This is a genomic window from Flavobacterium sp. FlaQc-52 (assembly GCF_044007495.1).
In the GTDB taxonomy this organism is placed as follows: Bacteria; Bacteroidota; Bacteroidia; order Flavobacteriales; family Flavobacteriaceae; genus Flavobacterium; species Flavobacterium cupriresistens.
Window position 1 is genome coordinate 207600 of the sequence record NZ_JBIPCV010000003.1, and the last position, 26315, is coordinate 233914.

Here is a 26315-nt window from a genome sequence, read left to right on the forward strand (position 1 = left end):
TGACAAATTGATATTGATCTTCTCAAAAAGCAAGATCATTAATAAATGCCAATCCAATTAATTTAAAGATTTATTCTAAGATTTATTTTGAAAAATTGAAAAGACGGAGTCAAATTCTTTTTTTTTTAAATCATAAAATCAGCTCAAAACACTTTGTTTTAATATTCTTACATTTTTAAAAATGAAAAACACATGTCACTTTTTATAAATTGTTAGTTGTCAATTAAGTAATAAATTATTTTGTAAGTTATTATTTACACTGAGTTTCTTTCCTTTTTTTGGAGATTTAAAGGTGTGATTTGTTTGAAAGTATAAATATTTAATTATTTTACGTACGAAAATAATTACTTTTATAAAGCAAATCTTACAAAATGATTTGTAAATTTTTAACCAATTAAAAAATATTGCTTATGAAACGTATTTTATCCAAAATTGTTACAGTGACTGTTGTTGCATTTTCATTATCCGGAGTAGCTCAGGAGAAAGATAAAAGAATCAGTCAGAAAAGTTTATCTGGGAACGGAGTACCAAGTTTAATTACTTTCAGTAAAATGTCGACTTATAAAAGTGCTGACGCTGAAAAAGTATTTAAAGAGCAACTGGCTTTAAGGGACAACCAATCCTTTGCAAAAGTTAAAAGCGAATCGGATCGTGAAGGTTTCACGCATGATAAATTTCAGTTGTACGAACAGGGAATTAAAGTAGAATTTGCAAATTATTCTTTACACTCAAAAAAGGGAAGACTGGAATCCATGAATGGTGAATTTTACAAGATTGTAAATGCAAGAATTAAACCGACACTTTCTGCGCAAGAAGCTTTTAACAAAGCGGTTGCACATACCGGAGCAAAGACGTATTTGTGGGATTCTCCGAAGGATGCTGCCGCAATGAATTATGAGAAACCAAAAGGGGAGTTGGTATTCTTGCCGGATATGGAAAACCAAGGAAAAGAAAGAACTACAGATAAAGTTCGTTTGGCGTACAAATTTGACATCTATGCAACAAACCCGTTAAGTCGTGGTGATTTGTATATTGACGCCGCAACAGGACAGGCTTTGTTTTATAATGCTACAATAAAACATCTTGGTGAGTATAGCCATGGAAAATCTAAAGCTGCTGTTAAAGATTATAGTTCAAATTCGAAAACAACAATGGTTTTCGGCAATGCAGCAACACGTTATAACGCGGCACAAACCATTGAGACAACCTTAAGCGAGTTTTCTTATATTTTGCTTGACGGAACACGAGGAAACGGAATTCAGACGTACAACTCTTCAAGAACGGCAGCGTACCCAGAAACTGATTTTACAGATGCAGATAATAATTGGACAGCGGCTGAGTACGCTAATGCAAACAAAGACGATGGTGCATTGGATGCGCATTGGGGAGCCGAAAAGACGTATGATTACTGGTCCGCCGTACACGGAAGAAATAGTTATGATAATGCAGGAGCAAAAATTAAAAGTTACGTGCATTATAACTTAATTGCAGCGGGTTATCCTGACAATAATAATGCATACTGGAACGGAACCGTTATGACTTATGGGGACGGTTCCGGGGCGGGAGGATTCGATATTCTGACTTCATTGGATGTTGCGGGGCATGAAATTGGTCATGCAGTTTGTGAGCATACGGCTAATTTGGCCTACCAGAAAGAATCAGGTGCGATGAACGAAGGTTTCTCTGATATCTGGGGGGCTTGTATTGAGTATCATACAACTCCAGTAAAATCGACTTGGTTGATTGGAGAAGATATAGAAAAAAGAGACGGTCATTTGGCTTTACGTTCTATGAGTGATCCAAAGTCTGAAAGACAACCGGATACTTACAAAGGAACCAATTGGGTATCAGTAAATTGTTTCAGCCCGCAAAGGAGTAATGACTTTTGTGGTGTGCATACCAATTCTGGAGTATTAAATCACTGGTTTTATATTCTTTCTATTGGTAAATCGGGGACAAATGATATTGGAAGTGCTTACGATGTTGTCGGAATAACAATAGAGAAGGCTGAAAAAATTGCATACCGTTTAGAAAGTGTTTATTTAACAGCGAATGCTACTTTTGCAAATGCAAGAACTTTCGGAATTCAATCGGCTATTGATTTGTACGGAGCAAATTCTGCAGAGGTTATTGCAACAACAAATGCATTTTATGCAGTTGGGGTTGGAGAAGCTTATGTAGATTTAAGAGACACAGCGCCTCCTACAGCACCAGCTTCTTTGGCAGCTTCTGGAATAACAGAAACAACAGCGAACTTAACCTGGACAGCTTCTACAGATAATGTTGCCGTTACTGGATATGATGTTTATGAGGGTACTACGTTAAAAGGAACTACAACTGCAACAAATTATAAGGTAATCGGACTGACAGCTCAGACTGCTTACCGCTTTTCTGTAAAAGCCAAAGATGCGGCAGGAAATGTTTCTGCGGAAAGTAATGTGATAGATGTTATTGCAACTGAGGGCTATTGTGTTTCTAAAGGAGAAAGTGCCGAAGCGGAGAGAATTGGTAAAGTAGTATTTGGAACAATTAGTAATACTTCAACAGGAACAGCCGGTTATGAAAAATTTACAGAGATTTCTACCAATGTTAGACAGGGAGCATATTGTTCAATTACAATCACACCATCATGGACATCCAGACTTAATACTAATAAAGAAGGTTATGCTGTATTTATTGATTATAATCAGGATGGTGATTTCTCTGATGCAGGAGAAACGGTGTGGACAAAATCCATTTCTAAAATGAGTTTTATTCAAGCATCTTTTAGAATTCCTGCAACAGCAACTTTGGGAATAACAAGATTGAGAGTCTCTATGAAATACAATGGTATTCCAACTGCTTGTGAATCTTTTTCTAATGGACAAGTGGAAGATTATTCCGTAAACATTATAGATTCAGGATCTTTTTTTATTAATGAATTGGTTGGAGAAGTAAATGCACCAGGCTCCGAATTTGATTTATATCCGAATCCTACTGATAAAGAACTAAATGTTACTTCAATAGCGAAAAGCGGAGCTACTTTTAAAATTACGAACGCTTTAGGGCAAAAGGTTGACTCAGGTCAATTATCCAATAACCCGATTGATGTAAGTAAATTAAATGCCGGGATTTATACTATCGAATTCAACAGCGGTCAAAAAAGAGTTACTAAAAAATTCATCAAGAAATAAGTTCTGTTTTTAAGGAGATTAAAAGCCATCTCACATTGAATTGCCCTCAAGAAGTTAAACGCTATTTTGGGGGCATTTTTTATGAAAAAAAACCGATTGAATCTATTTAATTATTTGTAAAACCTTTGGAATTCATGAAGATTGGAAGCGTTATGTTAGATTGCCTCCTGCTTTATATCAATACCATTAATATAAGCATTGTCAAAAAAAGTCTCACGCAGATTTTAGCAGATTGAAATAAAAAAAATCCGCAGAATCTGCTGAATCTGCGTGAAAGAACATCATTAAGTTAAGCATTGTCAAAGAAAATCTCACGCAGGTTTTAACGGAACGAAAGAAAAAAATCAGCTGAATCTGCAAAATCTGCGTGAAAAAATATCATTTAAGTTAAGCATTGTCAAAAAAAGTCTCACGCAGATTTTAGCAGATTGAAAGAAAAAAATCCGCTGAATCTACAGAATCTGCGTGAAAGAATGTCATTGAGTTAAGCATTATCAAAGAAAATCTCACGCAGGTTTTAGCGGAACGAAAGAAAAAAATCCGCTGAATCTGCAGAATCTGCGTGAAAGTATATCTTAACTTAAATGATATTGTGCCAAAGCAGGTGGCTATTCATAATAATACTTGTACAAATCTTTTAATTTTTAGAGATTGGAGGACAAGCAACTTCAATTAAGTATTATAAACCTCCTCCCAAAATAACAAGATCAACTGGTCTAAGTCAGATTAGTTTCAGCACAAAGTTTTAAGATTTATTTTACAAAATAAGAAGTCGGGGTCAAATCCCGGCTTTTTCAATTCAAAAAATCATTCGAAAAAGGTTTCTTTTGGCATTCTTACATTGAAACAGCTAAAAAAGCATACTATTTTTTATAAATTGTTAGTTTTCAATTGAATATGTCATTATTCTGTAAGGTGTTGTTAATACTGGGATTCTTTGTTAATTTTAGGTGTTTTTACTTAGGAAAATGTTGCATTTTATCGATAAAAGGTAAAATTTGGCGTTTAATTAACAAAATTTATATATTTTTATCAAATAAATAAAGTATTTACTTACATGTTTTATTTATGAATATTTAACCAAATTTAACTAACCAAAATTAAAATTTGCTTATGAAAAGTATTTTACCCAAAATTGTGGCAACAACCGTTGTTGCGTTTTCATTTTCATTCTCTGCAGTAGCTCAGGAGACAGACAAAAGAATCAGTCAGAAAAGTTTATCTGAAAACGGAGAGCCTAGCTTAATTACTTTCAACGAGAAATCAACCTATAAAGGTTCTGATTATGAGAAAGTGTTTAAAGAGCAATTGGCATTAAAAGACAACCAGTCTTTTGCAAAAGTTAAAAGCGAATCGGATCGCGAAGGTTTCACACATGAAAAATTTCAGTTGTACGAACAAGGAATTAAAGTAGAATTTGCGAATTATACTTTACACTCTAAAAATGGAAAACTGGAGTCTATGAATGGTGAGTTTTACAAAATTGTAAATGCGAAAATTAAACCATCACTTTCTGCACAAGAGGCTTTTAACAGAGCAGTTGCGCATACCGGAGCAAAAAAGTATTTATGGGATTCTCCACAAGATGCTGCTGCAATGGATTATAAGAAACCAAAAGGAGAATTGGTTTTCTTGCCGGATATGGAAAATCAGGGAGTAGAAAGAATTACAGACAAAGTTCGTCTGGCTTATAAATTCGACATCTATGCTACAAACCCGTTAAGTCGTGGTGATTTGTATATCGATGCTGTAACAGGACAGGCTTTGTTTTATAATGCTACCATAAAACACCTTGGTGAGAATAGCCACGGAAAATCAAAAGCTGCTGTTAAAGACAATAGTTCAAATTCAAAAATGGCGATTGTTTCTGCTAATGCAGCAACACGTTATAGCGGAACACAGACTATTGAGACAACATTAAGCGGATCTTCTTACATCTTGCTTGACGGAACACGCGGAGGTGGAATTCAGACGTACAACTCTTCAAGAACGGCAACGTATCCTACAACCAATTTTACTGATGCGGATAATAATTGGACAGCTGCCGAATACAATAATACAAACAAAGACAATGGGGCATTAGATGCGCATTGGGGAGCAGAAATGACTTATGATTACTGGTCTACTGTTCACGGAAGAAATAGTTTTGATAATGCCGGAGCAAAAATTAAAAGTTATGTGCATTATAACTTAATTGCAGCGGGTTATCCGGACAATAATAATGCATTCTGGAACGGAAGTGTTATGACCTATGGTGATGGTTCCGGTACAGGAGGATTTGATATTTTGACTGCCATGGATGTTGCAGGTCACGAAATTGGTCATGCCGTTTGTACTTACACAGCTAATTTGGCTTACCAAAAAGAATCCGGAGCGATGAACGAAGGGTTTTCTGATATCTGGGGAGCTTGTATCGAGTATCGTGCAGCACCAACAAAAGGAACTTGGTTGGTTGGAGAAGATATCGAAAGAAGATCAGGACATGCGGCTTTACGTTCTATGAGTGATCCAAATTCAGAAGGACAACCGGACACTTATGGAGGAACCTATTGGAAAAACGTAAATTGTACGCCAACAAACAGTAATGATTATTGTGGTGTTCATACCAATTCAGGAGTATTAAACCACTGGTTTTATATTCTTTCTGTAGGTAAATCAGGAACAAATGATATCGGAAGTGTTTATAATGTTACTGGAATTACAATTGATAAGGCGGCAAAAATTGCGTACCGTTTAGAAAGTGTTTATTTAACATCCAATTCTACTTTTGCAAATGCAAGAACTTCCGGAATTCAATCGGCTATTGATTTATACGGAGCAGGTTCTGCAGAGGTTATTGCAACAACAAATGCGTTTTATGCAGTTGGGGTTGGAGCAGCTTATGTAGGATCTGGTGATACAACGCCTCCTTCAGCACCAGCTTCTTTGGCAGCTTCAGGAACAACAGGAACTACAACAAATTTAACCTGGACAGCTTCTACAGATAATGTTGCCGTAACAGGATACGATGTTTATCAAGGCACTACGCTAAAAGGAACTGCTACTACAACAAATTATACCGTAACCGGACTTACAGCGCTAACAGCTTATACCTTTTCTGTAAAAGCTAAAGATGCTGCAGGAAATGTTTCTGCGGCCAGTAATACAGTAAATGTTACTACATTGGCTGCCGGTGTAACGTATTGTGCTTCTAAAGGAAACAGTACTGCAGACGAAAAAATTGGTAAAGTAGTATTTGGAACCATTAATAATACTTCTACAGGAACAGCAGGTTATGAAAACTTTACTGCGATTTCTTCTAACGCAGCTCAGGGAACTGCTTATACGATCACAATCACACCATCATGGACTGCTACGGTTTATACCGAAGGTTATGCAGTGTTTATTGATTACAATCAGGATGGTGATTTCTCTGATGCAGGAGAAACGGTATGGACAAAAGCGACTTCTAAAACAACTCCGGTTACAGGAACAATTACAATTCCTGCAACGGCAACTTTAGGAACAACAAGACTGAGAGTTTCTATGAAATACAACGGAATTCCAACTTCTTGTGAGGCTTTTTCTTATGGACAAGTAGAAGATTATTCGGTAAACATTACAGCTTCAGGGCCTGTTGCTATTACTGAATTGGTTGCAGATGCAAGTGCCGTAAGTTCTGAATTTGCTATCTATCCAAATCCTGCTGATAAGGAACTAAATGTTTCTTCTTTAGGGAAAACCGGATCTACTTTTAAAATTATAAATACTTTAGGACAACAAGTTGGCTCAGGTCAATTATCCGATAATCCGATTGATGTAAGTAAATTAAATGCCGGCATCTATGTTATCGAATTGAACAGCGGTCAAAAAAGAGTTACTAAAAAATTCATCAAGAAATAATTTCTGTTTTTTAAGGTGATTAAAAGCTTCGCAATTGCGAAGCTTTTTTTATGTTTGAAAGCGATAAAACTGCTTAAATTTGTAGCATGTCTGAAACGCCAGTATATCGAAAAATTATCCATATTGATATGGATGCTTTTTATGCATCGGTAGAGCAAATGGATAACCCTGCTTTGCGCGGGAAACCCGTTGCTGTTGGCGGATCAGAGAATAGAGGAGTAGTCTCGGCGGCAAGTTATGAAGCTCGAAAGTTTGGTGTTCGAAGTGCCATAAGTGGTGTTCTGGCCAAAAAATATTGTCCCGATATTATTTTTGTCCGACCCCGTTTTGACCGTTACAAAGAGATTTCGAATAAAATTCATGAGATTTTTCATGAATATACCGATTTGGTTGAACCGCTTTCGCTTGATGAAGCCTATCTTGATGTAACCCAAAATAAAAAAGGAAATCCAAGTGCCGGTTTACTGGCTCAGGAAATCCGATTAAGAATTTTTAATGAAGTGGGTATTACAGCTTCTGCAGGGATTTCAGTCAATAAGTTTGTGGCTAAAATTGCCAGCGATTATAATAAACCAAACGGACAGAAAACCGTAAATCCCGATGAGATTCTCGCTTTTTTGGAAGTATTACCGATTCGTAAGTTTTATGGAGTTGGAAAAGTAACTACAGAAAAAATGTACCAATTGGGTATTTTTACCGGAATGGAGCTTAAGAGTAAATCACTGGAGTTTTTGGAAAAACATTTCGGAAAATCCGGTGCCTTCTATTACAAAGTCGTTCGTGGCATTCACAATAGTGAAGTAAAACCACATCGTGTGACAAAATCGGTAGCGGCTGAACACACTTTTGATGTGAATTTATCTTCGGAAATTTTTATGTTGGAACAGCTTGACCGAATTGCCACTTCCTTAGAAAGACGCTTAAAGAAATACAATATTTCGGGTAAAACGGTGACGCTCAAAATCAAATACAGTGATTTTACCCAACAGACAAGAAGTAAAACACTACCCTATTTTATTGCCGATAAAAGCCTGATTTTGGAAACGGTCGAAGAGTTATTGTATCAGGAAAAGATGAAGGATTCCGTTAGACTACTCGGAATTTCTTTGAATAATCTCAATACAGAAGAGAAGAAAGCAGTTGTAGTTCAATTGAAATTCGCATTTTGATTGTTTAAAGTAATATTAAATAACCAGCATGTTTGTTTTGTGATGAATTTTCTCGTTATCTTTATAAAGAAATAGTTTGCTCTTAAATTATTTACAATGAAAAAAGCCAAGTTAGAAGAAATTTCCAATCATACTTCAGTCCCTATTTTAGCATGGGATTTTCACTACGAGTATTTAAATGAGCTGAAAGTCGCTTTTGCTGATTTGAAGAAAGTAAAAGAAATCTCCGTTCAATTTGGGTGGAATGAAGAAAAGTTGAACATAACGGAGCGTATAAAGGAAGAAGTAGTTCTGATAACCGATCCGGATCTAAAAATCATCTTCGCATCAAGCGGAATAAAAAGAATGACAGGATACACAGAAAGTGAGGTTCTCGGCAATACGCCAAAGATGTTTCAGGGGGCAGCAACTTCTAAAACAGATTTGAAAGAAATAAAAAAAGCAATCGAATTGCAAATCCCGTTTGAGAAAACCATCAAAAACTATAAAAAAGATGGCAGAACCTATAAATGTAAAATATCAGCCTCTCCCGTTTTCAACCTAAAAGGAAAACTATCGCATTTTATAGCTTTTGAGAAAGAAGATGTAATGCCTAATCGGACTTAACTTTTCTTTCCATAAAAGTGTCGTCCATTAACGTCTAGCTTTTTTAGCAGTTCCTTTAGAATTATTTTACAGTTTTAAAGAATGAATTTAAAAAACAAAAGGCACAGTTTTAAGCTGTGCCTTTTAATGTATTTGTAGTATAAAAACGCTTGAGAACCTTGCGGTTAAGCAGTTAGGTATTATAGATTCTCAAAGAAATCATTCCCCTTATCATCTGTAATAATAAAAGCAGGGAAATCTTTAACTGTAATTTTACGAACCGCTTCCATTCCTAATTCTTCAAAATCCACAACTTCTACTTTAAGAATATTATCCTGTGCTAAAATTGCTGCAGGACCACCGATAGAACCTAAATAGAATCCGCCATATTTATTACAAGCTGTTGTAACTTGTTTAGATCGGTTTCCTTTTGCCAGCATAATCATGCTTCCGCCATGTTTTTGAAATTCATCCACATAAACATCCATACGACCCGCTGTTGTTGGTCCAAAACTTCCTGAAGCCATTCCTTCCGGAGTTTTTGCAGGACCGGCATAATAAACCGGATGGTTTTTGAAATATTCCGGCATTGGTTTTCCGGTTTCCAATAACTCCATAATTTTAGCATGTGCAATGTCACGGGCAACAATTACAGTTCCGTTCAGTTTTAAACGGGTTTTAATTGGGTACTGAGTCAGTTTTGCTAAAATATCGGCCATTGGCATGTCCAGATCAATTTCAACCGGAGCTTCTAAATGTGGAGCTGTTTCCGGTAAAAATTGCTTTGGATTTACTTCTAATTGCTCAACGTAGATTCCGTCTTTAGTAATTTTTCCTTTGATATTTCTGTCAGCAGAACAAGAAACACCTAATCCAACCGGACAAGAAGCGGCGTGACGTGGCAAACGAATTACACGAACATCGTGTGTGAAATATTTACCTCCAAACTGAGCGCCAATTGCACTTTCCTGGCAAATTTTCTGTACACGTTCTTCCCATTCTAAATCACGGAAAGCCTGACCGGCCATGTTTCCGGAAGTCGGTAAGTGATCGTAGTACCCTGCAGATGCCTTTTTAACGGCACCTAAGTTCGCTTCTGCCGAAGTTCCACCAATTACCAAAGCTAAATGGTACGGAGGACAAGCCGAAGTTCCTAAATCCTTTATTTTTTCACGGATGAATTCATCCATTGCTTTATCATTTAAAAGCGATTTTGTTTTTTGGTACAAAAAGGTTTTGTTGGCAGATCCGCCTCCTTTTGCCATAAACAAAAACTCGTAAGAAGCGCCTTTTTTAGAATAGATATCAATTTGTGCCGGAAGATTTGATCCTGAGTTCTTTTCTTCAAACATCGAAATCGGAACAATCTGAGAATAACGCAAGTTGCGTTTTTGGTAAGTGTTGAAAATTCCTCTACTCAACCATTCTGCATCATCCACTCCGGTGAAAATACTTTCTCCTTTTTTGGCCATTACAATCGCTGTTCCTGTATCTTGGCAACTAGGTAACTGGCCTTCGGCTGCAACAGAAGCATTTTGTAATAAGTTGTAAGCCACAAAACGATCATTGTCTGTAGCCTCGGGATCGTCTAAGATGTTGCGAAGTTTCTGTAAGTGCGTCGTTCTTAGCATAAACGAAACATCTGTCAAGGCTTCTTCAGCTAATAATTCTAATCCTTTTGGATCAACAGTCAGGATTTCACGTTCCCCAAATTGTTCCACTTTTACAAAATCGGAAGTGATTTTGCGGTATTGCGTCTCATCCTTCAAAATAGGATAAGGGTCTTGGTATATAAAATCAATCATTGCTTTGTTTTTTTACAAAGTTAGAAATTATTTACCTTAGAAAGATTTTGAATAAGGGCTCTGAAAGAGTTTATTGTTGTTTGTGGAATTCGTCAAAAGACCTCTTTTTTTCAAAGTAAGGCTTGTCTTCAACAGAAAGCATTTTTTTGGTCCAGAGCTTATTTTTTAACTGAAAAACGATTGAATCATAATGTTTTTCATAGCCCATTTCCTCGTTTTCATCATCCGGTTCAAATGCAACTCTTTTGCAATAAAAGAAATCGGGGTTTGATTTCCTACTCGGATTTGTGAATTCAACCGAACTTCCCCAACCGCTATCAGACATTGTTATCCATTCGTGTACAAGTTCTAAGTTATTGTTGTTTAGCTGGTAAAGATAGTTGTCATGGGCATATCCACAGGCTGGATATCCATAGCTAATTTGTATAAAAGAACTGTTTTTGGCATCAGAAGCAGACAATCCATAAGAAGCGCTCCATTCAGATCCTTCCGTAGTCCCTTTAATCGTTAATTTTGAAGAGGCTTTTTTGATTTTGTTTCGATAAAAATCAAGTTGATAGTTTCCTGTTACAACACTGTCCTTGTCTATTTTTTGGTTTAAAAGGTGTGCCAGAATATAACTGTTTTTTGTTGTTCCCGCAGTTTCATAAAATGAAATAGTATCTGTTTTTAGGAAGTTTTCTTTTACAATTGTTACTTCTTCAGTTTTGTTTTCCTGATTAGCAATAGTTGGGATATCTGCTATGTTTTTTTCTTTTTGACAGCTTATAAAAAAAGCTAATATAAATAAGTATTGAATTTTCATGGTCTTACTTTAGTCCTTCAAAGATATATTTTTCGTCGTATTGAATTTTAAATTTATTCAAATATGCTAAGTATTCTTTATTGAAAGTTTGTTTTTTATGATGTTCTTTTTGATTTTGGACATATTTGTAAACAGAATCAATTTGGGATTGGCTATAGGAAAACGCTCCATATCCTCTTTGCCATTCAAATCTTGACTTTGTCAGTTTATGATCATTGATATATTTTGAAGATTTTGCTTTTACAACTTTCATCAGTTCAGAAATAGAAATAGTTGGGTTTAATCCAAAGAAGCAGTGAATGTGATCTTCAACACCATTAATTATAATTGTTTTACATCCGGATTCATTTATAAGATTCCCAATTACACTGAATAGTTTTGGTCTCCATTCTTCTTCAATTACAGCTCTTCTGTATTTTACGGCAAAGACGACCTGTATATAGATTTGATGATAAGTATTTGCCATTTGAAGCGATATTATATGAACCGTTCCTACGGAACTTTATGATAGGTTACGTTTAACAAGGGATTAAAATCCCTTGTTACAAAATAAATCATTCCTGCGGAATTTATGGATATTTAAAAGTTAATTTTGTAAATTTTAACGTGTTAAATTTTTGTTATATCGAAATCCTGATAGAATAAATAGAGACCATTCTGCTGTCTTTGTAGTGTAGATTGATATTTTAACGAGGAAAAAAAACGCACAGTAAATTAAAGAGCCATCGGCTCGTCTCATATTGTGGATAGGTATTTTAATGCGGTTTAAAAATATGCGTAACCAATTCAAGAGCCATTGGGCTCGGCCCATATTGTTTATCCACATTTTGATTTGGTTAAAAAAGCATATCACAAATCAAGAGCCATCGGCTCGACTTGTCTTGTAGATTGATATTTTAATGCGGTTTAAAAATATGTATATCCAATTCAAGAGCCATTCGGCTCGGCCCATATTGTTTATCCGTATTTTGATTTGGTTAAAAATGCATATCACAAACCAAGAGCCATCGGCTCGCCTTGTCTTGTAGATTAATGTTTTAATGCGATTAAAAAAAACATAACCAATTCAAGAGCCATCGGGCTCGGCCCATATTGTTTATCCACATTTTAATTTGGTTAAAAATGGTTATCACAAATTAAGAGCCATCGGCTCGACTTGTTTTGTAGATCAATGTTTTAATGCGATTTAAAAAATAAACATAACCAATTCAAGAGCCATTGGGCTCGTCACATTTGGTACAATCGCATTTTAATCCGGTTAATTTGTAATGATTTAGATTAATTTTAGAAAAACCAGCTCGCCACAAAAATAGCGGTAATCACACAGATTACATCCACCAAAAGCATAGTGCCCAGAGCATAACGGGTGTTTTTAATGTTTACAGAACCAAAGTAAACGGCTATTACATAAAAAGTACTTTCTGCGCTGCATTGAAAAATACTGCTTAGTCTTCCGGTTAACGAATCTGCACCAAAAGTATTCATTGAGTCAATTAAGAAACCTCTTGATCCTGCAGAACTAAAAGGACGTAACATGGCTACCGGTAATGCATCTGTAATTTGTTTGTTTACGCCCATATTCGAAAAGATAAAAGCAATACTATCACTGATGATTTCAAATAAACCACTGTTTCTGAATAAAGAAATGGCAACCAGCATCCCTAAAACATATGGGAAAATAGTAACTCCGGTTTTAACACCATTATTGGCTCCAACCACAAAGGCATCAAAAACAGTCGTACTGGCTTCGGTAAATTTTTTCTCATGAAGGAATGAAAAAATCAAAGTAAAAGCGATAATTCCAACCAATATTAATCCCGAAAGATTAGAGGTAAAGTAGTTTTTTCCAATTAAATCCAAGTGATTTACATACATCAATAAACCAACAATGGCCGCAATTAGTACCATTAAACCAATAAGCAGGGAAGCGCTTTTGAAATTGATTTTTTGTTTGATTCCAACAATTAGAAAAGCAGCAATAGTACCAATAAACGAAGTAATGATACACGGCAGCATTACATCGGCAGGATTGCTGGCGTTGGCCGCAGCACGATAACCAATAATCGAAGTTGCGATTAAAGTAAGACCCGAAGCATGCAGACACATAAACATAATCTGAGCATCACTGGCTTTGTCTTTGTCGGGGTTAATTTCCTGTAAACTTTCCATGGCTTTTAAACCAAACGGAGTGGCCGCAGAATCTAATCCTAAAAAGTTAGCGGCAAAGTTTAAGGTCATATAAGAGATAGAAGGGTGATTTTTAGGAATACTCGGGAATACTTTTACGAAAACCGGACTCAAGGCTTTTGCCAGTTTTCCGGATGCTCCCGAAATAATTAAAAGTTCCATCAACCCACAGAAAAAGGCTAAATAAGCCATAAGCGGTAAAACCAAATCAAGTAGTGTACTTTTGCAGGTAGGCAATAAACCATCTGATTTTTGGACACCACTGAAAATTTTTACGGTTTTGTTTTTATAAACATAAGTGGTATCGGCATTAAGAGTATCACGATTGATGATTAGCGTTTGATCCGGTGCTTTTTTGATACTGTCTTTGATAAAAGCAGGAAGTTGCTCAATGTATTTTTCTGAAATCAGGATCGGATCGTCTTTTTTTCCATTCAAAACATAATCAATAGTATACGTATTGGCAGTAAACAAGCTGATTACAATAAAGACAATTGAAGAAATAAAAATAGCCAACCAAAATCTACTTAATACCATAATTTTGTTTTTTTTGTAAATGTAATTATTTAGCCATAATAAGCGCAAAGATTTTGCTAGCGAAAACAGAAGTATTTAAAGAAAACCGAATGATTTTGCTGCAATTTTAGCTTATTCAATACTGATTTTCGATTCTAAATAGTTTTCAAAGGGTTTAATGGCTTCAAAAACAAGGCTTTTTTTATCAGGATTGATGATTTCAAAAAAGCTGGTTTCTATTTTTGTATGTTCCTTTTTGGCCGTGCGTTTCCAGGTTCCGATTACTTTTTCATTCTCAATAATTATCGGCCAGAAGATACCATTATTGGTGAAAGCGTTTGGTTGATGCTCTTTGGCAATTGTAATTTCTCTGGTTTTATACGAGATTAATATTTCGTCGAAAGAAGGGAGGAAATGGATTTTTTTAGGAATGGAAGTTTCCGTAGACAGGCCTTTCTTAAACCAGTATTTTGTACCATCAACCTCGATTGTATCAAGTTCTGACTCGACTGAAAGAACTGCAAGTTTGGCTACGGTAGCGGGAAACCCCGACCACCAGATAAAATCTGGTAATGTTGCGGGGCCATGACTTTCAAAATAGCGTTTGGCAAGTCGGGCTAAGCCTTCTTCTTTAGTCAGTTTGGTTTTTGTTTTTGGAACTTTCTCTTCCAGTAAAGAATAGGTTATTTGTCTGCCTTTCATGTTTCCATTGCAGACAACACCGTCTAACTCGGCATAGCCCATGATCAGTGTGCTTGAAAAATTTTGATCCGTTTCTTTCTTAAAACCCAGCTCGCGTATGATCTCTTCGCGGGTGAGGCTTTTATGATTGGATAAAATCTTTTCGATTGAGTTGTTGATCTTTTTAAGCTTCTTCTCGTCCAAATCATATTTTTTAGCGGCCGAAAGAATAATTTTTTTCACCTGTGGCCCGGAAATGTCAAGCATCCAATGAATGTCAGTTGCCGAAACAAAATGCCAGGTAGGGCGTAAAATATGGGTGCGGATGATTTGACCAGAATTAATAGCCTCTTCGATCATTTTCTCTGAAGCATCACATCGGGAGCCAATTGCCCATTTGGCCATGGTATAATCTTGTGCCTGCATGGCGCCTAAATGCTGTACAATTTCCTGAGGTTCATGAAAGTTGGTTTTCAGGATTTTCTGAGAAGCCATTCTTAAAAATGCTATTTCCGGATGTGTCATATTTTAAAACATTTAGTGCTGTTTAGTAAATCATTTACTGCTGTCGGGGAACCATATGAGTGATGTAAGTTCATTTAAATCTGTGTGAAAATATAGTTGAGAGAATTTATCTCGCAAAGTCGCAGAGGCGATAAGTTTTTAGTTTTGTCACTCTGAATCTTTGCAACTTAATAATAAAACTTAAAAGTGTTATTCCCCCATGTGCCCTATTTAAACCATATAAGTGACGTAAGTTCATTTAAATCTGCTTAATCTGCCAAATCTGCGTGAAATCAAATTGTGTTGATTTATCTCGTGAAGTCACACAGTTTTTATTGCTAATCTTTAACCTTTGTAACTTTGCATCTTAGCAACTTTGCCTCTTCAAAAAACTATACATGAATAATCTCATCTTCAATCAATAAATCTTCCCGACGCAAACGCAGAAAAATCTGTGCAACGGCTATTGTGTCTTTTTCGCAATAAGTTACAATACGGTCAATATCTTTCTCTACATAAAAAACATGAGCAACCTGACTTCCGTCGATATCGCCTTTTGGTGATGGAATGCCAAGAATTTTGGTCAGTAATTTTAGAGACGTAAAATGTTTATAATCGCCAAATTTCCATAACTCCAAGGTATCGAGATGGGCAATTTCCCAAGGTTTTTTGCCGAATAGGTTAAGTTTGTTCGGAATCGCAATCTGATTGATAATCATACGACGTGCAATAAACGGAATATCAAACTCTTTGGCGTTATGTCCGCACAAAATATGCTGCGGTCCGTTGAAATGATTGTTCAGCAGGTTATTGAAGTCGCGGAGTATTTTCTTTTCTTCTCCAAAAAAGGAAGTCACTCTAAAATTTCGAATGTCGCCTTTGATGATAAAATAACCCACCGAAATACAAACGATTTTACCAAACTCTGCCCAAATACCGGCACGATCGTAAAATTCTTCAGGAGAGAAATCGTCTTTTCGCTGATACTGGGTTTTGTGATCCCACAAAGATTGCATCTCAGCATCCAGAGAAGTAAAGTGTTCCTCTTCCGGAACGGTTTCTATATCCAGAAACAAAATGTTGTTAAGGTTTATTTTTTCAATCATTTCTTTTGAGACTTCTTAGAGCATTAGACTTTTGCAAGTCGATTTAGCTTACAAATATGCGTAAAATTCTTACTATTTAGATGAATAATTAGAATAAACTTTGCTGTTTAACAGGATTCTCATGTTCTAAAAGCCACTTTTTGCGCCAGATTTCTCCGGCGTAACCGGTAAGAGATCCATCTGTACCGATAACACGGTGACAGGGAACTACAATCCAAAGCGGGTTTTTGCCATTTGCCGATGCAACCGCGCGAATTGCTTTTACATCGCCCAGTTTTTTGGTCTGGTCCATATAACTTACCGTTTTTCCATAGGGAATCTCGAGCAGTGATTTCCAGACTTTTTGCTGAAATTCAGTTCCCTTTGGGTTTAGCTTTAAAGTGAAATCAATTCTTTTACCTTCAAAATATTCCTGTAATTGCACAACAGCCTCTTGCAGTACTTCGGGTATTTCAACAGAAACCTGTCCCTCCTTTGTTACCGAAATAACCGAGATGCCCTCTTCATCACCAACAATTGTTGTGATCCCGAGAGGAGATTGTATGTATGCTGTTTGTTCCATGTTTCTTTTGGCTGGTCTTTCACAAAGTTCGCAAAGTTTTTTTATTAAACATAACTATTTAAACCATATAAGTGATGTAAGTTCATTTAAGCTTTGCTCTTAATTTTTTGTAGACAACAGCATTATATGAACTTACATCACTTATATGGTTTAAAAAAAACGCCGCTAATAATTTTCCAACTTAAAGCTGTAATTTAATAAAGTTTCAATTTTTTTACTTGAAATGGTTTTCCTGCTATTTGATTTTTCGGAGCTGAATTTTGGTAAAGCCAAGTTTAAATCAATCGCTTTTTGTGTGTAATATTCCTCACGGGTAGGATGGAAGGGAGCAGCAGCATTGAAAACTTCGTTCCATTTAGCGAGGGTAATTATTTCTTCAATGACTCCAATACAATCCTTTTGATGAATCAGATTGACCGGTGCATCCGGATTTGCCAGGTTTTCTTTTCCTGCAAGAAATTTCACAGGCTGGCGATCTTCGCCAATTAGTCCTCCAAAACGCAGAATCGTAGTTTCAAAATTGGGATTTTTTTGTAAAACCGCTTCGGCTAAAAGCAATTGTTTTCCACTTTCGGTATCCGGGTTTGGATTTGTTTCTTCGGTAATGGTGCTGTTTTCGTTTCCGTAAACAGAAGTTGAACTCACAAAAAGTACTTTTTTTACGCCTGCTTTTTCAATAAACGGAATCAGATTTTTTATTTTTTCTACAAAAATTTTCTTTTGAGAATCCTGATTTTCTGCTCGTAGTTTAGGTGGGATGTCAATAATTAGAACATCACTTTTGTCCAAAAACGGAATTATTGTTCCTGAAATTTGATCCTCTTCAATCGAAACTAAAAACGCATTTATTCCTGTATTTTGCAGAATTGAAAGTTTGCTGTCAGTAGTCGTCGATCCGTTTATCCGATTTCCTTTTGTGATTAATTGTTTCGCCAAAGGCAAACCCAGCCAACCGCAGCCTAAAATACTAATTTGTGTCATTTGTAATTTTTATTCGACTATAAAGGTAATGTAAAACGGACTTTGTCTTTTCCTTTTGCGCCAATTCTGTTGTAGAATTTGATTGCTCTTTCGTTAAATTGTGGTGTTTGCCATTGTATATTGGCACATTCTTTTTCAACGGCAATTAGCTTAAGTCTGTCGATCAAGAGTTCTCCAATTCCAAAACTTCGCACTTCTTCTTCCAGAAACAAACAGTCCATGTACATAAAATCGGCAGCATCCCAGGTCGAATAGTCAAAGGTATAAGAAGCGTAACCCACGATGGTATCAGTAGTTGCTACTACTAAACAGTTTAGTCTCTGTTTTTCGCTAAATAATGCTTTTTGTAAGGCTTCTTCTTTTCCGGTAATTGAAAAATCAGCTTTTTCGAAGGCGGCATGTTTTTGGCATAAAAGGACTAATTTGGGTAAGTCTGCAAGTTCGCAGTTTCTTATTGAATATTCCATTGAAGATTGATTTCGGTTTGTAAAAAGGTAATAAAATGATGAAAATAGTCCGGATACAATTCCTTTTCTCGAATCGCGATAAAGTGTTTTCTTTTTAAACCGTTTTTGCCAATTTTAACCGCCTTGATCGGACTCGTTTTTAAATGTGGCAATAACGCCCATTTTGCCATAGACATAACCCCCATATCGGCTTTGACCATTTCTAAGGAAGCTTCCGTCAGAGGCAAAGGAGTGATTTTTTTTGGGACGACTTTGGCGGGGCCCAGAATAAATTGATGAATGGTAACCGTTTCCATCGGAAGGGAATGAATCAGCAAATGTTCGTTTACAAAATCTTCGGCAACAACATATTTTTTGTTGGCCCAGGCATGGTTTTCAGAAACAGCCATGACAACTTCGTCCTGAAAAAGTTCCATGTATTTAATGTTGTTGTCTTTTATCTGATCACTTACTATGGCAATATCAATGGTGTTTTCCAATAACTTTTGTAGTGGTATGTGGGTTGCTTCTGTGACAATTTTTAGCTCAACGTTCGGATATAAAAGATTGAATTGTTTCAGGACGGAAGGCAACCAGTGGTAACTCGAAAAACACTCGGTGCTAATGCGGATTTCACCGTATTCACCAAAAACCATTTGTTTGATTTGAGTCTCCGTTTGCGAAAGCTTGTCGAGAATTTCATTGGCAATCTGATACATTTTTTCACCGGCCTTGGTCAGAACCAGTTTTTTATTGATTCTCGAAAAAACAGGAGTACCCAATTGATACTCGGCTTCTTTAAGTTGATGGCTCAGAGCTGATTGTGTCAGATGAAGTTTGTCGATTGCTTTGGTAATGCTTCCTTCTTCAACGATCGCTTTTATCAGTCTTAAATGACGTATTTCCATTTTTAGAGAATTTATAGGTAAAGGAACAAAATTTTATGATGCCTTTTTCATGAAAAATAGTAATCAAGTAGATGAATTCTTTTCGTTTTTATGGTGTTTGATGTTCGAGTACTTTTGGAAAAATAAAACATTAAAACTATAATTGAAATGGAAGCACAAATTAAACATTATGAAGACAAACTGGCTTACGAAATGGATCCGTCTGATTTGTTTGAAGCTTTGAATAGCGGCGAAAAAGTAGTTATAATTGATGCCAGGAAAGCATTTGGTTTTGAAACAGAACACATTCCCACAGCGATTAATATTCCGCATCGTGAAATGACAATTGAAAGCACTAACGAGCTGGATAAAGAAGTGCTGTACGTAACCTATTGTGATGGTATTGGTTGTAATGCATCGACTAAAGGAGCTTTAAATATGGCAAAATTAGGGTTTAAGGTAAAAGAACTAATTGGCGGTATAGAATGGTGGAAATTTGACGGATATGCCACCGAAGGAAACAATGGAGTAAAAGCTGGATTGAAAATTGAGTGTGCGTGTTAAAGAAAAAGGGCAGATTTTCGAATTGAAATCTGCCCTTTTGCATTTGTAAAATATCGTTTATGATTCGACTACTGTTTTTAGACTTTGCAGAATTGGACTTTCTTCACCTTGAGGTTCTTCTTGGACGGCTCCCTCTCGCTTATCTTCCTGAATAATTTCGAGTTTTACCTTCTGATCTTCTTGAGTTAAAAGATAGGTCATAAGGAAATAGTTTTCAGGTTTGTCTTCTAATCCAGGTCTCGGAAAAAACAGGGAATACTTGATTTTTTTATGGTGAACTAGCTCCAGAATAGTTCCCCATTGCTGAAAAACGTGTCCGTCCCATTCATTTCTAAATCGAATTTCGCTGCCTATTTTCCAGTCTGTGATTAAATCACTTTCGTATTGCCATTGTTTTACGAGAACAGGCTGTGTTAAAGCAGCCCAAACTTTTTCTATTGGAGCGTTAAAGACTATTGTTGAAATGTTTGTCGCCATAAAACTTCGTGTTTATTTTGGTTGAACAATAGATTTTAAACTGTCTTTTGAAACACTTGTACTGTCTTTTATTGGAGTTGCGGCAACAGGAACATTTACTGGAGCTGTTTCTCTTTTTATTTTCTGTTGCACCAAAACGGCATCATTCAAAACAAATGGGGTTGGCATCATCCAGTCACTTCTTGGTTTGATGTTTAATAACGGGTTGGTCATTAAATCAAATGAACTTTCAATCAAGTCCATATCAAATACAGATAATTTGTTGATGTAGAATTCCAAAACAAGAGGTTCGTTGCTTACAACATAATAACACAATACCTTAACATCATCGCGTTCTAAGCGATTTCCTTTTTGTCCGGAAGTCGAAACGCCATTTGCTTTAAAGTTAAAAAACGTCATTTTGGTATTGGCATAAATATCGTAACGATTTACTTTTCTATTGGGTGTAATTTTTATTTTTAAGTACCTGTTGTTTCCAACCACACTGTCTTTTAAGAATGCAATAGTTGGTTTTGGAACCGTAACAATTGGTGCAATCGCACTATAAGTAAAACCTGAACCATATTTGCTGGTAATAGGTAGCGTATTTAAGCCTACTGCTTTATGATCGGTTTGTCCCAGATACGTTTTGGTCCAATCGTCTAAGTTGGTGTCGTAAGTAGTCCAAAGAGCTGAGTTGGTGTTCGCATTATAAACATACAATAAACTATTTGATTTTGCTTTTCCGTGTTCATAACCCGAGTTGATACCAGCGTAAGTGAAAAAGCCGATCGACAGGACAAAAAATAATATCGTCCAAACTCCTTTTTTGAAAAACGCACCAAATAGCGGTAGCAAAAGCCCGAATAACAATACGGTCAGTATGGCGCTTACAAAAAGTATTTTTAATCCCAGACCAACAGGGAACATTATTATAAAAGGAGCAATAATGGCTAAGGCGGGGATACTGAATAATAAATTTATACCTAAACTATAATGTTGAGTGATTACAAAAATTCCAAATAAAAACACTCCAAAGTAAACCGGAATAATAAGAAAACCGGCTCCTGTCAGACTATTGGCCAGAAGAGCATTGATGATTATCCAAAGTAAAAGCGGCGCTACAAAATGGTTCATTGTAGTTTTTGCCTCCGAAAAATGATGGTAGAAAGCAAAACAAATGGCGATACTTAGTGTTACAAAAGCGCCAATGTAGGCATGCCCATTGTAGGTAAATCCATTTAATAGGTCATTGTATTGCGGGTAGATCTGTAAAAGTATTTTCCAGCCTAAAAAAGTAACCAATCCGGAGATTATTATAGAACCAAATAACGGAACAAATCCTCTGAAGATTTCTCTAAAGGTGATGACACGTTTTGCCTTTCCAATAAAAATAAAAAGAATTAATAAACCTAAGGCCATGAAAGTCATTGGACCAACCCATGAAAATGGATAGCTAATAAAAAAGCCAAAAGGAACCGTAAAATAAACATTGTCTTCCGTTGCAGTTGTTGCATTTAGATCAATATTTGAAAAATAGTCTAACAAGGGCATTAAATACGTTCCCTGATGCGCCAGCGTATTTTTGCTTAAATGTTGAATGTCATCCTGCTGAGTGTGGTAGTTAAAATGACCATCAATAAAAGCAAAGTTAAATCCCTGTATGTTTCCTTGTTCTCTAAAAACGGTCAGATCGGTGTCGTTTGGAAGCATTTTGTAAATGCTGTACATAAGTGAATTGGAAACCGGGAATTTTGTTTTTGCATTTGAAAATTCTTTCACCAATGTTTCATTTCCTTTATTGGTTTCCATTAACATATAACTTGGGCCTGAAGAGCCTCTGGCTTCAAAATTTAAAACTAAGCCCACTTCTTTTGCCCAAGGATGTTGATTTACAAAAAGAGCGGCGCCATTTAGTCCTAATTCTTCGGCATCTGAAAAGAGAATGATAATATCGTTTTTGTGTGGTTTTTTAGCATATAAAAAGGCACGAACACCTTCAAGAATAGTGGCAACTCCCGAGGCATCATCGCTTGCTCCTTTAGAGAAAGAATGCGGGGCGCTGTCATAGTGAGAAAGCAATAAAAGTGCTTTTGAATTGTTTGTTCCTTTTATGCGGGCAAGAATATTCTTAGATTTTACGAGAAGACCTTTATCGTTAAGGGTGAATCCTTCCTGAACTGACGTTTCCAAACCGATTCGGTTGAGCTCAAGTTTAAGATAATTGGCTACTAATTCATGATTTGTCGAGCCTACATAATGGGGTTTTTGGGCTATGATTTTAACTTGATTTAGTGCGCGTTCGGTCGAGAATTCGGCAAGAGCTTCTTCATTTTTAGAAACCCATTGGGGCATCATTGTGGCGTATATAATGGCCAGAATGGCTATAACGCATAGAAAGGCTAGTATCGAAGTAGGATTTTTTTTCATGTTGAATATACTAAATTTCTTTTTTCACGAGCATATAATAATCATTGTCCAAAGAGCGATATCCCTGGTCGTATAGAAAATAATAAGTGTTCCCCGTTTTGGTCTGCAAAATATTAGTAAAAAAATCAAAATCAAAGCCTTTGTTCAACATTTTATCTTTTCTTGCTTTTGATTTTCCTTCTGTGTTTAACTCGGACAAAATACGGTAATTTTTGCGTAGCTTATTGTTTATATTTCGCATGAAATTAGTGGTGTCCTTATTGATCTTGTTGTTGTAGGCATTTCGGCAACTATCTGAACAAAATTTCTTGTCTTCACGGCCTACAATCTTTTCGGAGCATTCGAGGCATGTCTTCATGGATCCAACTTTTTAATTTCATATAAATCATTTCTTCGGTCTTTTAAGATTCGTACACTTCCGTGCTCATGGAGTTGTTTTAGTAAATTCAAATCAACATCTACAATTAAGGTCATCTCTGTATTTGGGGTTGCTTCGGCTTTTATTCCATTACTTGGAAAAGCAAAATCAGAGGGGGTAAATACAGAAGCTTGTGCATATTGAATATCCATATTGTTTACTTTTGGTAAGTTGCCTACACAACCTGCAATTGCGACATAACATTCGTTTTCTATAGCCCGTGCTTGCGAACAATGTTTTACACGGGTATAAGCATTTTGTGTATCTGTGAGGAAGGGAACGAATAAGATATTCATTCCTTCATTGGCCATAATTCTTGAAAGTTCGGGGAACTCCACATCATAGCAGATCAGGATTCCAATTTTGCCACAGTCGGTATCAAAGGTTTTAAATTGAGACCCGCCCTTCATTCCCCAATGTTGTACTTCGTTTGGAGTCACGTGAATTTTGGTATACATTTCCGATGTTCCGTCTCGTTTGCATAAAAAACCAACATTGTATAAATTACCATTATCTAAATAGGGCATGCTACCGGTAATGATATTGATATTGTATGAAATGGCAAATTCCTGAAAACGTTTCCGGATCGGGTCAGAGTAACGAGCCAATTCCCGAATTGCTTCCGCTTCTGATAAATGATTGTAATCGGCCATTAAAGGCGCTATAAAGAGCTCCGGGAATAACGCAAAATCACTTCCATAACCGGAAACAACATCAATAAAAAATTCGGCCTGCTCAAATAAAGCTTCCACATTGTTTAACTGACGCATTTGCCACTGAATTAATCCCAAACGAATAACGCTTTTTTCGAGATTGATAAGTTTCGGACTCTCATCGTAATAAACATTGTTCCATTCTAAAAGCACGGCAAATTCTTTGGATTCTTCGTCGCCTTCTAAATAGTTTTTGATGATGCGCAAAACATGAAAGTCATTGCTAAGCTGAAAGGATAGCACCGGATCATGTAATTCTTTGTGTTTTACTTTGTCGATATAATTTTTTGGAGTGAGTTTTCTGGCATGTTGCGCATAATTCGGAATTCGTCCTGCAAAAACAATGGCTTTTAGATTCAGTTGCTCGCAAAGTTCTTTTCGGGCATCATACAAACGACGGCCTAAACGCAAACCGCGGTATTGCGGGTGGATGAAAACATCGATACCGTATAAAATTTCACCATTTGGATTGTGAGTAGAAAAGGTATAATTGCCGTGAATTTGGTTGTAGTTGTGTCTTTTATCGACCAATGTCTCATCAACGATCAAGGACAAGGCAGATCCTACCACTACTCCGTCGGCCAGAATAATCAATTGACCTTCAGGAAATATAGAAAGTAGTTTTTTAATATCGGCAGATCTCCAGTATGAATTGGCCATTTCGGGATACGATTCTACCATTGAGTTCTTCAATTGTTTGTAATCGTCAAATTCCAAATTTCGCAGTTCAACTTTATTGATTTGTGTTTGCATATCGTAGGGCTTTTCTCAAATATACAAAAATATTTCCATTTGCAAACGGTTACAAATAATTACAACCGAAAGTAAATGGTTGGTTACCGAATAGTTATTGAAAGCTGTAGCATCTTTGCCCTGTTGAATTTAATGTACGAATTCACTTATAATAAAATTTAAATAGTATACGCCATGAAAAACAGAGTACAATTAATCGGGAACGTAGGAAACGATCCGGAAATTAAAACATTGGAAAACGGAAAAAAATTAGCGCATTTAAACATTGCAACAAACGAGAAGTACACCAATGAAAAGGGAGAAAAAGTAGAACAAACAGAATGGCATCGTGTGACTGCCTGGGGAAAAACGGCCGAAATTATCGAAAAATATGTCGTAAAAGGAAAAGAAGTTGCGGTAGAAGGAAAGCTTACACACAGAAGTTATGACGATAAAAACGGAGAGAAAAAATACGTCACAGAAGTAGTGGTCAACGAAATCCTGTTTTTAAGTAAATAGTGTTTATTAACGTAATCAAACCCGACAGGTTTTTAAAAGCTGTCGGGTTTATTTTTTTTATAAAATTGAAGCGCCATTTATGTCGGTCGTCAATATTTCACTCATATAATCAAAAAAGGGTCTCATGTTCTTGAAGGTGTCCAGTGCCTGCTCTAAAAAATGCGGACTCAATACTTCCTGATCTGTAAATCGTTTAATAAGTAAAAACTGTTTGTAACGAAGTAAGTCAATAGCTTCATGATCGATATCAAATCCTTTGGGCTTTGTTTTAAGCTGTTCGCCTTGTAGAGTTCCAAATGTGCGGATAAAAGATTCTGAATGCAGTATCTTTTGCATAGGTTCAGGATCGTGGGCAAATTCACTTCTTACGCGTTTTAAGTCTGCCGCATTTGGTCCCCAAAAACCACCGGCGATAAAGCTATTTCCTTGTTCCAAATGATAATAATAACCACCTCGTCTTTCACTCGTGGCACGGGTATAACTACCACCCCAAAAGCTTTTAAAAGGCGTTTTGTCTTTAGAAAAACGAATATCGCGATAAATTCGGTATACACTTTTTTTTCCGGAAGCGGTTTCTAAAACATCGGTTTTGGAGAGCTCCTGCAGTAAAGCACCTGCAAAAGTTTCGATATGATTTAATTCGTTGAGGTAAGTCGTTTTATTTGCATCAAACCAAGGTTTGTTATTGTTTGCTTTAAGCTCTTGCAAAAAATCAAGACTGGATTTTGGGATAGTAATTTGGTTTTTCATAATGAAACAACGGACTCTTAAGATTTATTTAATCAGGTAACTAATTTACAACTGTTCTTTTATTTTTTCAACGAAAGTGGAAATTAGATGTGATTGAATGCGATTTCAACCGCTAAGTTCGCAAAGATTTCGCCAGGTTCGCAAAGAAAAAGATTTGAAATGAGCTAATAGGACTTATATGGTGAAGTTAACCATGAAGTTCACAAAGATTCCGCGAGGAACACAAAGGAAAATCTAAAAGGAGCTACTATCACTTATATGGTGAAAAAAAAATGCTTTGGATAATATGTTTTTTAAACGAATAAAGGACTTTGATTTAAACTAAAAACCCATCAGTAATCTGATGGGTTTTCATATATATATTAAGCTGTCTTTTTTATTAAGTCAAACATAGGACAACGAGAGCAACGTTTCTTTTCACTCTTTTTAAATTTCTCACAACAG

The 26315-nt window shown here is 36.2% G+C and carries 21 protein-coding genes; 6 read left to right on the top strand and 15 right to left on the bottom strand.

Features of this window, described 5'->3' with window-relative positions:
- The first annotated feature begins 410 nt into the window (after positions 1–410).
- The 4 genes from ACHRV5_RS07515 to ACHRV5_RS07530 all read left to right on the top strand — a co-directional run bounded on the left by ACHRV5_RS07515 (position 411) and on the right by ACHRV5_RS07530 (position 8830).
- Positions 411–3173, top strand: coding sequence for a M4 family metallopeptidase (locus tag ACHRV5_RS07515; RefSeq protein ID WP_395426327.1), 2763 nt, complete (start codon positions 411–413; stop codon positions 3171–3173).
- 1113 nt (positions 3174–4286) lie between these two features.
- Positions 4287–7055 carry a M4 family metallopeptidase gene (locus tag ACHRV5_RS07520; RefSeq protein ID WP_395426328.1) on the top strand — a complete coding sequence of 923 codons (2769 nt, stop codon included), beginning with the start codon at positions 4287–4289 and terminating at the stop codon, positions 7053–7055.
- An 86-nt stretch (positions 7056–7141) separates the two neighbouring features.
- Positions 7142–8224, top strand: a complete 1083-nt coding sequence (dinB, locus tag ACHRV5_RS07525; RefSeq protein WP_230003937.1) for a DNA polymerase IV — start codon at positions 7142–7144, stop codon at positions 8222–8224.
- Between the two features lie 96 nt (positions 8225–8320).
- Positions 8321–8830: a PAS domain-containing protein gene (locus tag ACHRV5_RS07530; protein ID WP_395426329.1), complete on the top strand. Its 510-nt coding sequence runs from the start codon at positions 8321–8323 to the stop codon at positions 8828–8830.
- 179 nt (positions 8831–9009) lie between these two features.
- Here the strand turns inward: ACHRV5_RS07530 and ACHRV5_RS07535 are convergent, their stop codons facing one another.
- The 10 genes from ACHRV5_RS07535 to ACHRV5_RS07580 form a co-directional block, all read right to left on the bottom strand.
- Positions 9010–10614, bottom strand: a complete 1605-nt coding sequence (locus ACHRV5_RS07535; protein ID WP_395426330.1) for a fumarate hydratase — start codon at positions 10612–10614, stop codon at positions 9010–9012.
- Between the two features lie 70 nt (positions 10615–10684).
- Positions 10685–11419 carry a hypothetical protein gene (locus ACHRV5_RS07540; RefSeq protein WP_395426331.1) on the bottom strand — a complete coding sequence of 245 codons (735 nt, stop codon included), beginning with the start codon at positions 11417–11419 and terminating at the stop codon, positions 10685–10687.
- A 4-nt stretch (positions 11420–11423) separates the two neighbouring features.
- Complete coding sequence (gene tnpA / locus ACHRV5_RS07545) at positions 11424–11885, bottom strand: IS200/IS605 family transposase (protein ID WP_395426332.1); 462 nt, start codon at positions 11883–11885, stop codon at positions 11424–11426.
- Positions 11886–12703: 818 nt separating this feature from the next.
- Positions 12704–14143, bottom strand: a complete 1440-nt coding sequence (locus ACHRV5_RS07550) for a nucleoside recognition domain-containing protein (protein WP_047776957.1) — start codon at positions 14141–14143, stop codon at positions 12704–12706.
- 111 nt (positions 14144–14254) lie between these two features.
- Positions 14255–15328, bottom strand: coding sequence for a winged helix DNA-binding domain-containing protein (locus ACHRV5_RS07555; protein WP_395426333.1), 1074 nt, complete (start codon positions 15326–15328; stop codon positions 14255–14257).
- A gap of 371 nt (positions 15329–15699) precedes the next feature.
- The gene (locus tag ACHRV5_RS07560; RefSeq protein ID WP_395426334.1) at positions 15700–16413 is read right to left on the bottom strand and encodes a 3'-5' exonuclease; all 714 of its coding nucleotides are present in this window, start codon (positions 16411–16413) and stop codon (positions 15700–15702) included.
- Positions 16414–16501: 88 nt separating this feature from the next.
- Positions 16502–16975, bottom strand: a complete 474-nt coding sequence (locus ACHRV5_RS07565; RefSeq protein WP_047776967.1) for a methylated-DNA--[protein]-cysteine S-methyltransferase — start codon at positions 16973–16975, stop codon at positions 16502–16504.
- A 165-nt stretch (positions 16976–17140) separates the two neighbouring features.
- Complete coding sequence (locus tag ACHRV5_RS07570; RefSeq protein ID WP_395426335.1) at positions 17141–17956, bottom strand: SDR family oxidoreductase; 816 nt, start codon at positions 17954–17956, stop codon at positions 17141–17143.
- A gap of 17 nt (positions 17957–17973) precedes the next feature.
- Complete coding sequence (locus tag ACHRV5_RS07575) at positions 17974–18423, bottom strand: GNAT family N-acetyltransferase (protein ID WP_395426336.1); 450 nt, start codon at positions 18421–18423, stop codon at positions 17974–17976.
- A complete protein-coding gene (locus ACHRV5_RS07580; protein WP_395426337.1) occupies positions 18408–19310 on the bottom strand; it encodes a LysR family transcriptional regulator in 903 nt (300 codons plus the stop codon). Before ACHRV5_RS07580 ends, ACHRV5_RS07575 begins: the two co-directional genes overlap by 16 nt.
- 147 nt (positions 19311–19457) lie before the next feature.
- Between ACHRV5_RS07580 and ACHRV5_RS07585 the strand changes: the two genes are divergently transcribed.
- Positions 19458–19853 (top strand): rhodanese-like domain-containing protein, encoded by a 396-nt coding sequence (locus ACHRV5_RS07585; protein ID WP_395426338.1) that lies wholly within the window; start codon positions 19458–19460, stop codon positions 19851–19853.
- Positions 19854–19910: 57 nt separating this feature from the next.
- On the opposite strand, the gene ACHRV5_RS07590 is transcribed toward ACHRV5_RS07585, so the two are convergent.
- The 4 genes from ACHRV5_RS07590 to ACHRV5_RS07605 are packed head-to-tail and all read right to left on the bottom strand — an operon-like array spanning position 19911 to position 24623.
- The gene (locus ACHRV5_RS07590) at positions 19911–20330 is read right to left on the bottom strand and encodes an SRPBCC family protein (RefSeq protein WP_395426339.1); all 420 of its coding nucleotides are present in this window, start codon (positions 20328–20330) and stop codon (positions 19911–19913) included.
- A 12-nt stretch (positions 20331–20342) separates the two neighbouring features.
- Complete coding sequence (locus ACHRV5_RS07595; RefSeq protein ID WP_395426340.1) at positions 20343–22739, bottom strand: M28 family peptidase; 2397 nt, start codon at positions 22737–22739, stop codon at positions 20343–20345.
- 10 nt (positions 22740–22749) lie between these two features.
- Positions 22750–23097, bottom strand: a complete 348-nt coding sequence (locus ACHRV5_RS07600; protein ID WP_047776981.1) for a hypothetical protein — start codon at positions 23095–23097, stop codon at positions 22750–22752.
- On the bottom strand, positions 23094–24623 hold the full coding sequence (locus ACHRV5_RS07605; RefSeq protein WP_230003913.1) for a carbon-nitrogen hydrolase family protein: 1530 nt from the start codon (positions 24621–24623) through the stop codon (positions 23094–23096). The genes ACHRV5_RS07600 and ACHRV5_RS07605 overlap by 4 nt, the downstream gene beginning before the upstream one ends.
- Before the next feature lie 174 nt (positions 24624–24797).
- On the opposite strand from ACHRV5_RS07605, the gene ACHRV5_RS07610 reads away from it, so the two are divergent.
- Complete coding sequence (locus ACHRV5_RS07610) at positions 24798–25121, top strand: single-stranded DNA-binding protein (RefSeq protein WP_047776984.1); 324 nt, start codon at positions 24798–24800, stop codon at positions 25119–25121.
- 57 nt (positions 25122–25178) lie between these two features.
- On the opposite strand, the gene ACHRV5_RS07615 is transcribed toward ACHRV5_RS07610, so the two are convergent.
- Positions 25179–25871, bottom strand: a complete 693-nt coding sequence (locus ACHRV5_RS07615) for a DUF2461 domain-containing protein (protein WP_395426341.1) — start codon at positions 25869–25871, stop codon at positions 25179–25181.
- Positions 25872–26315: the final 444 nt, after the last annotated feature.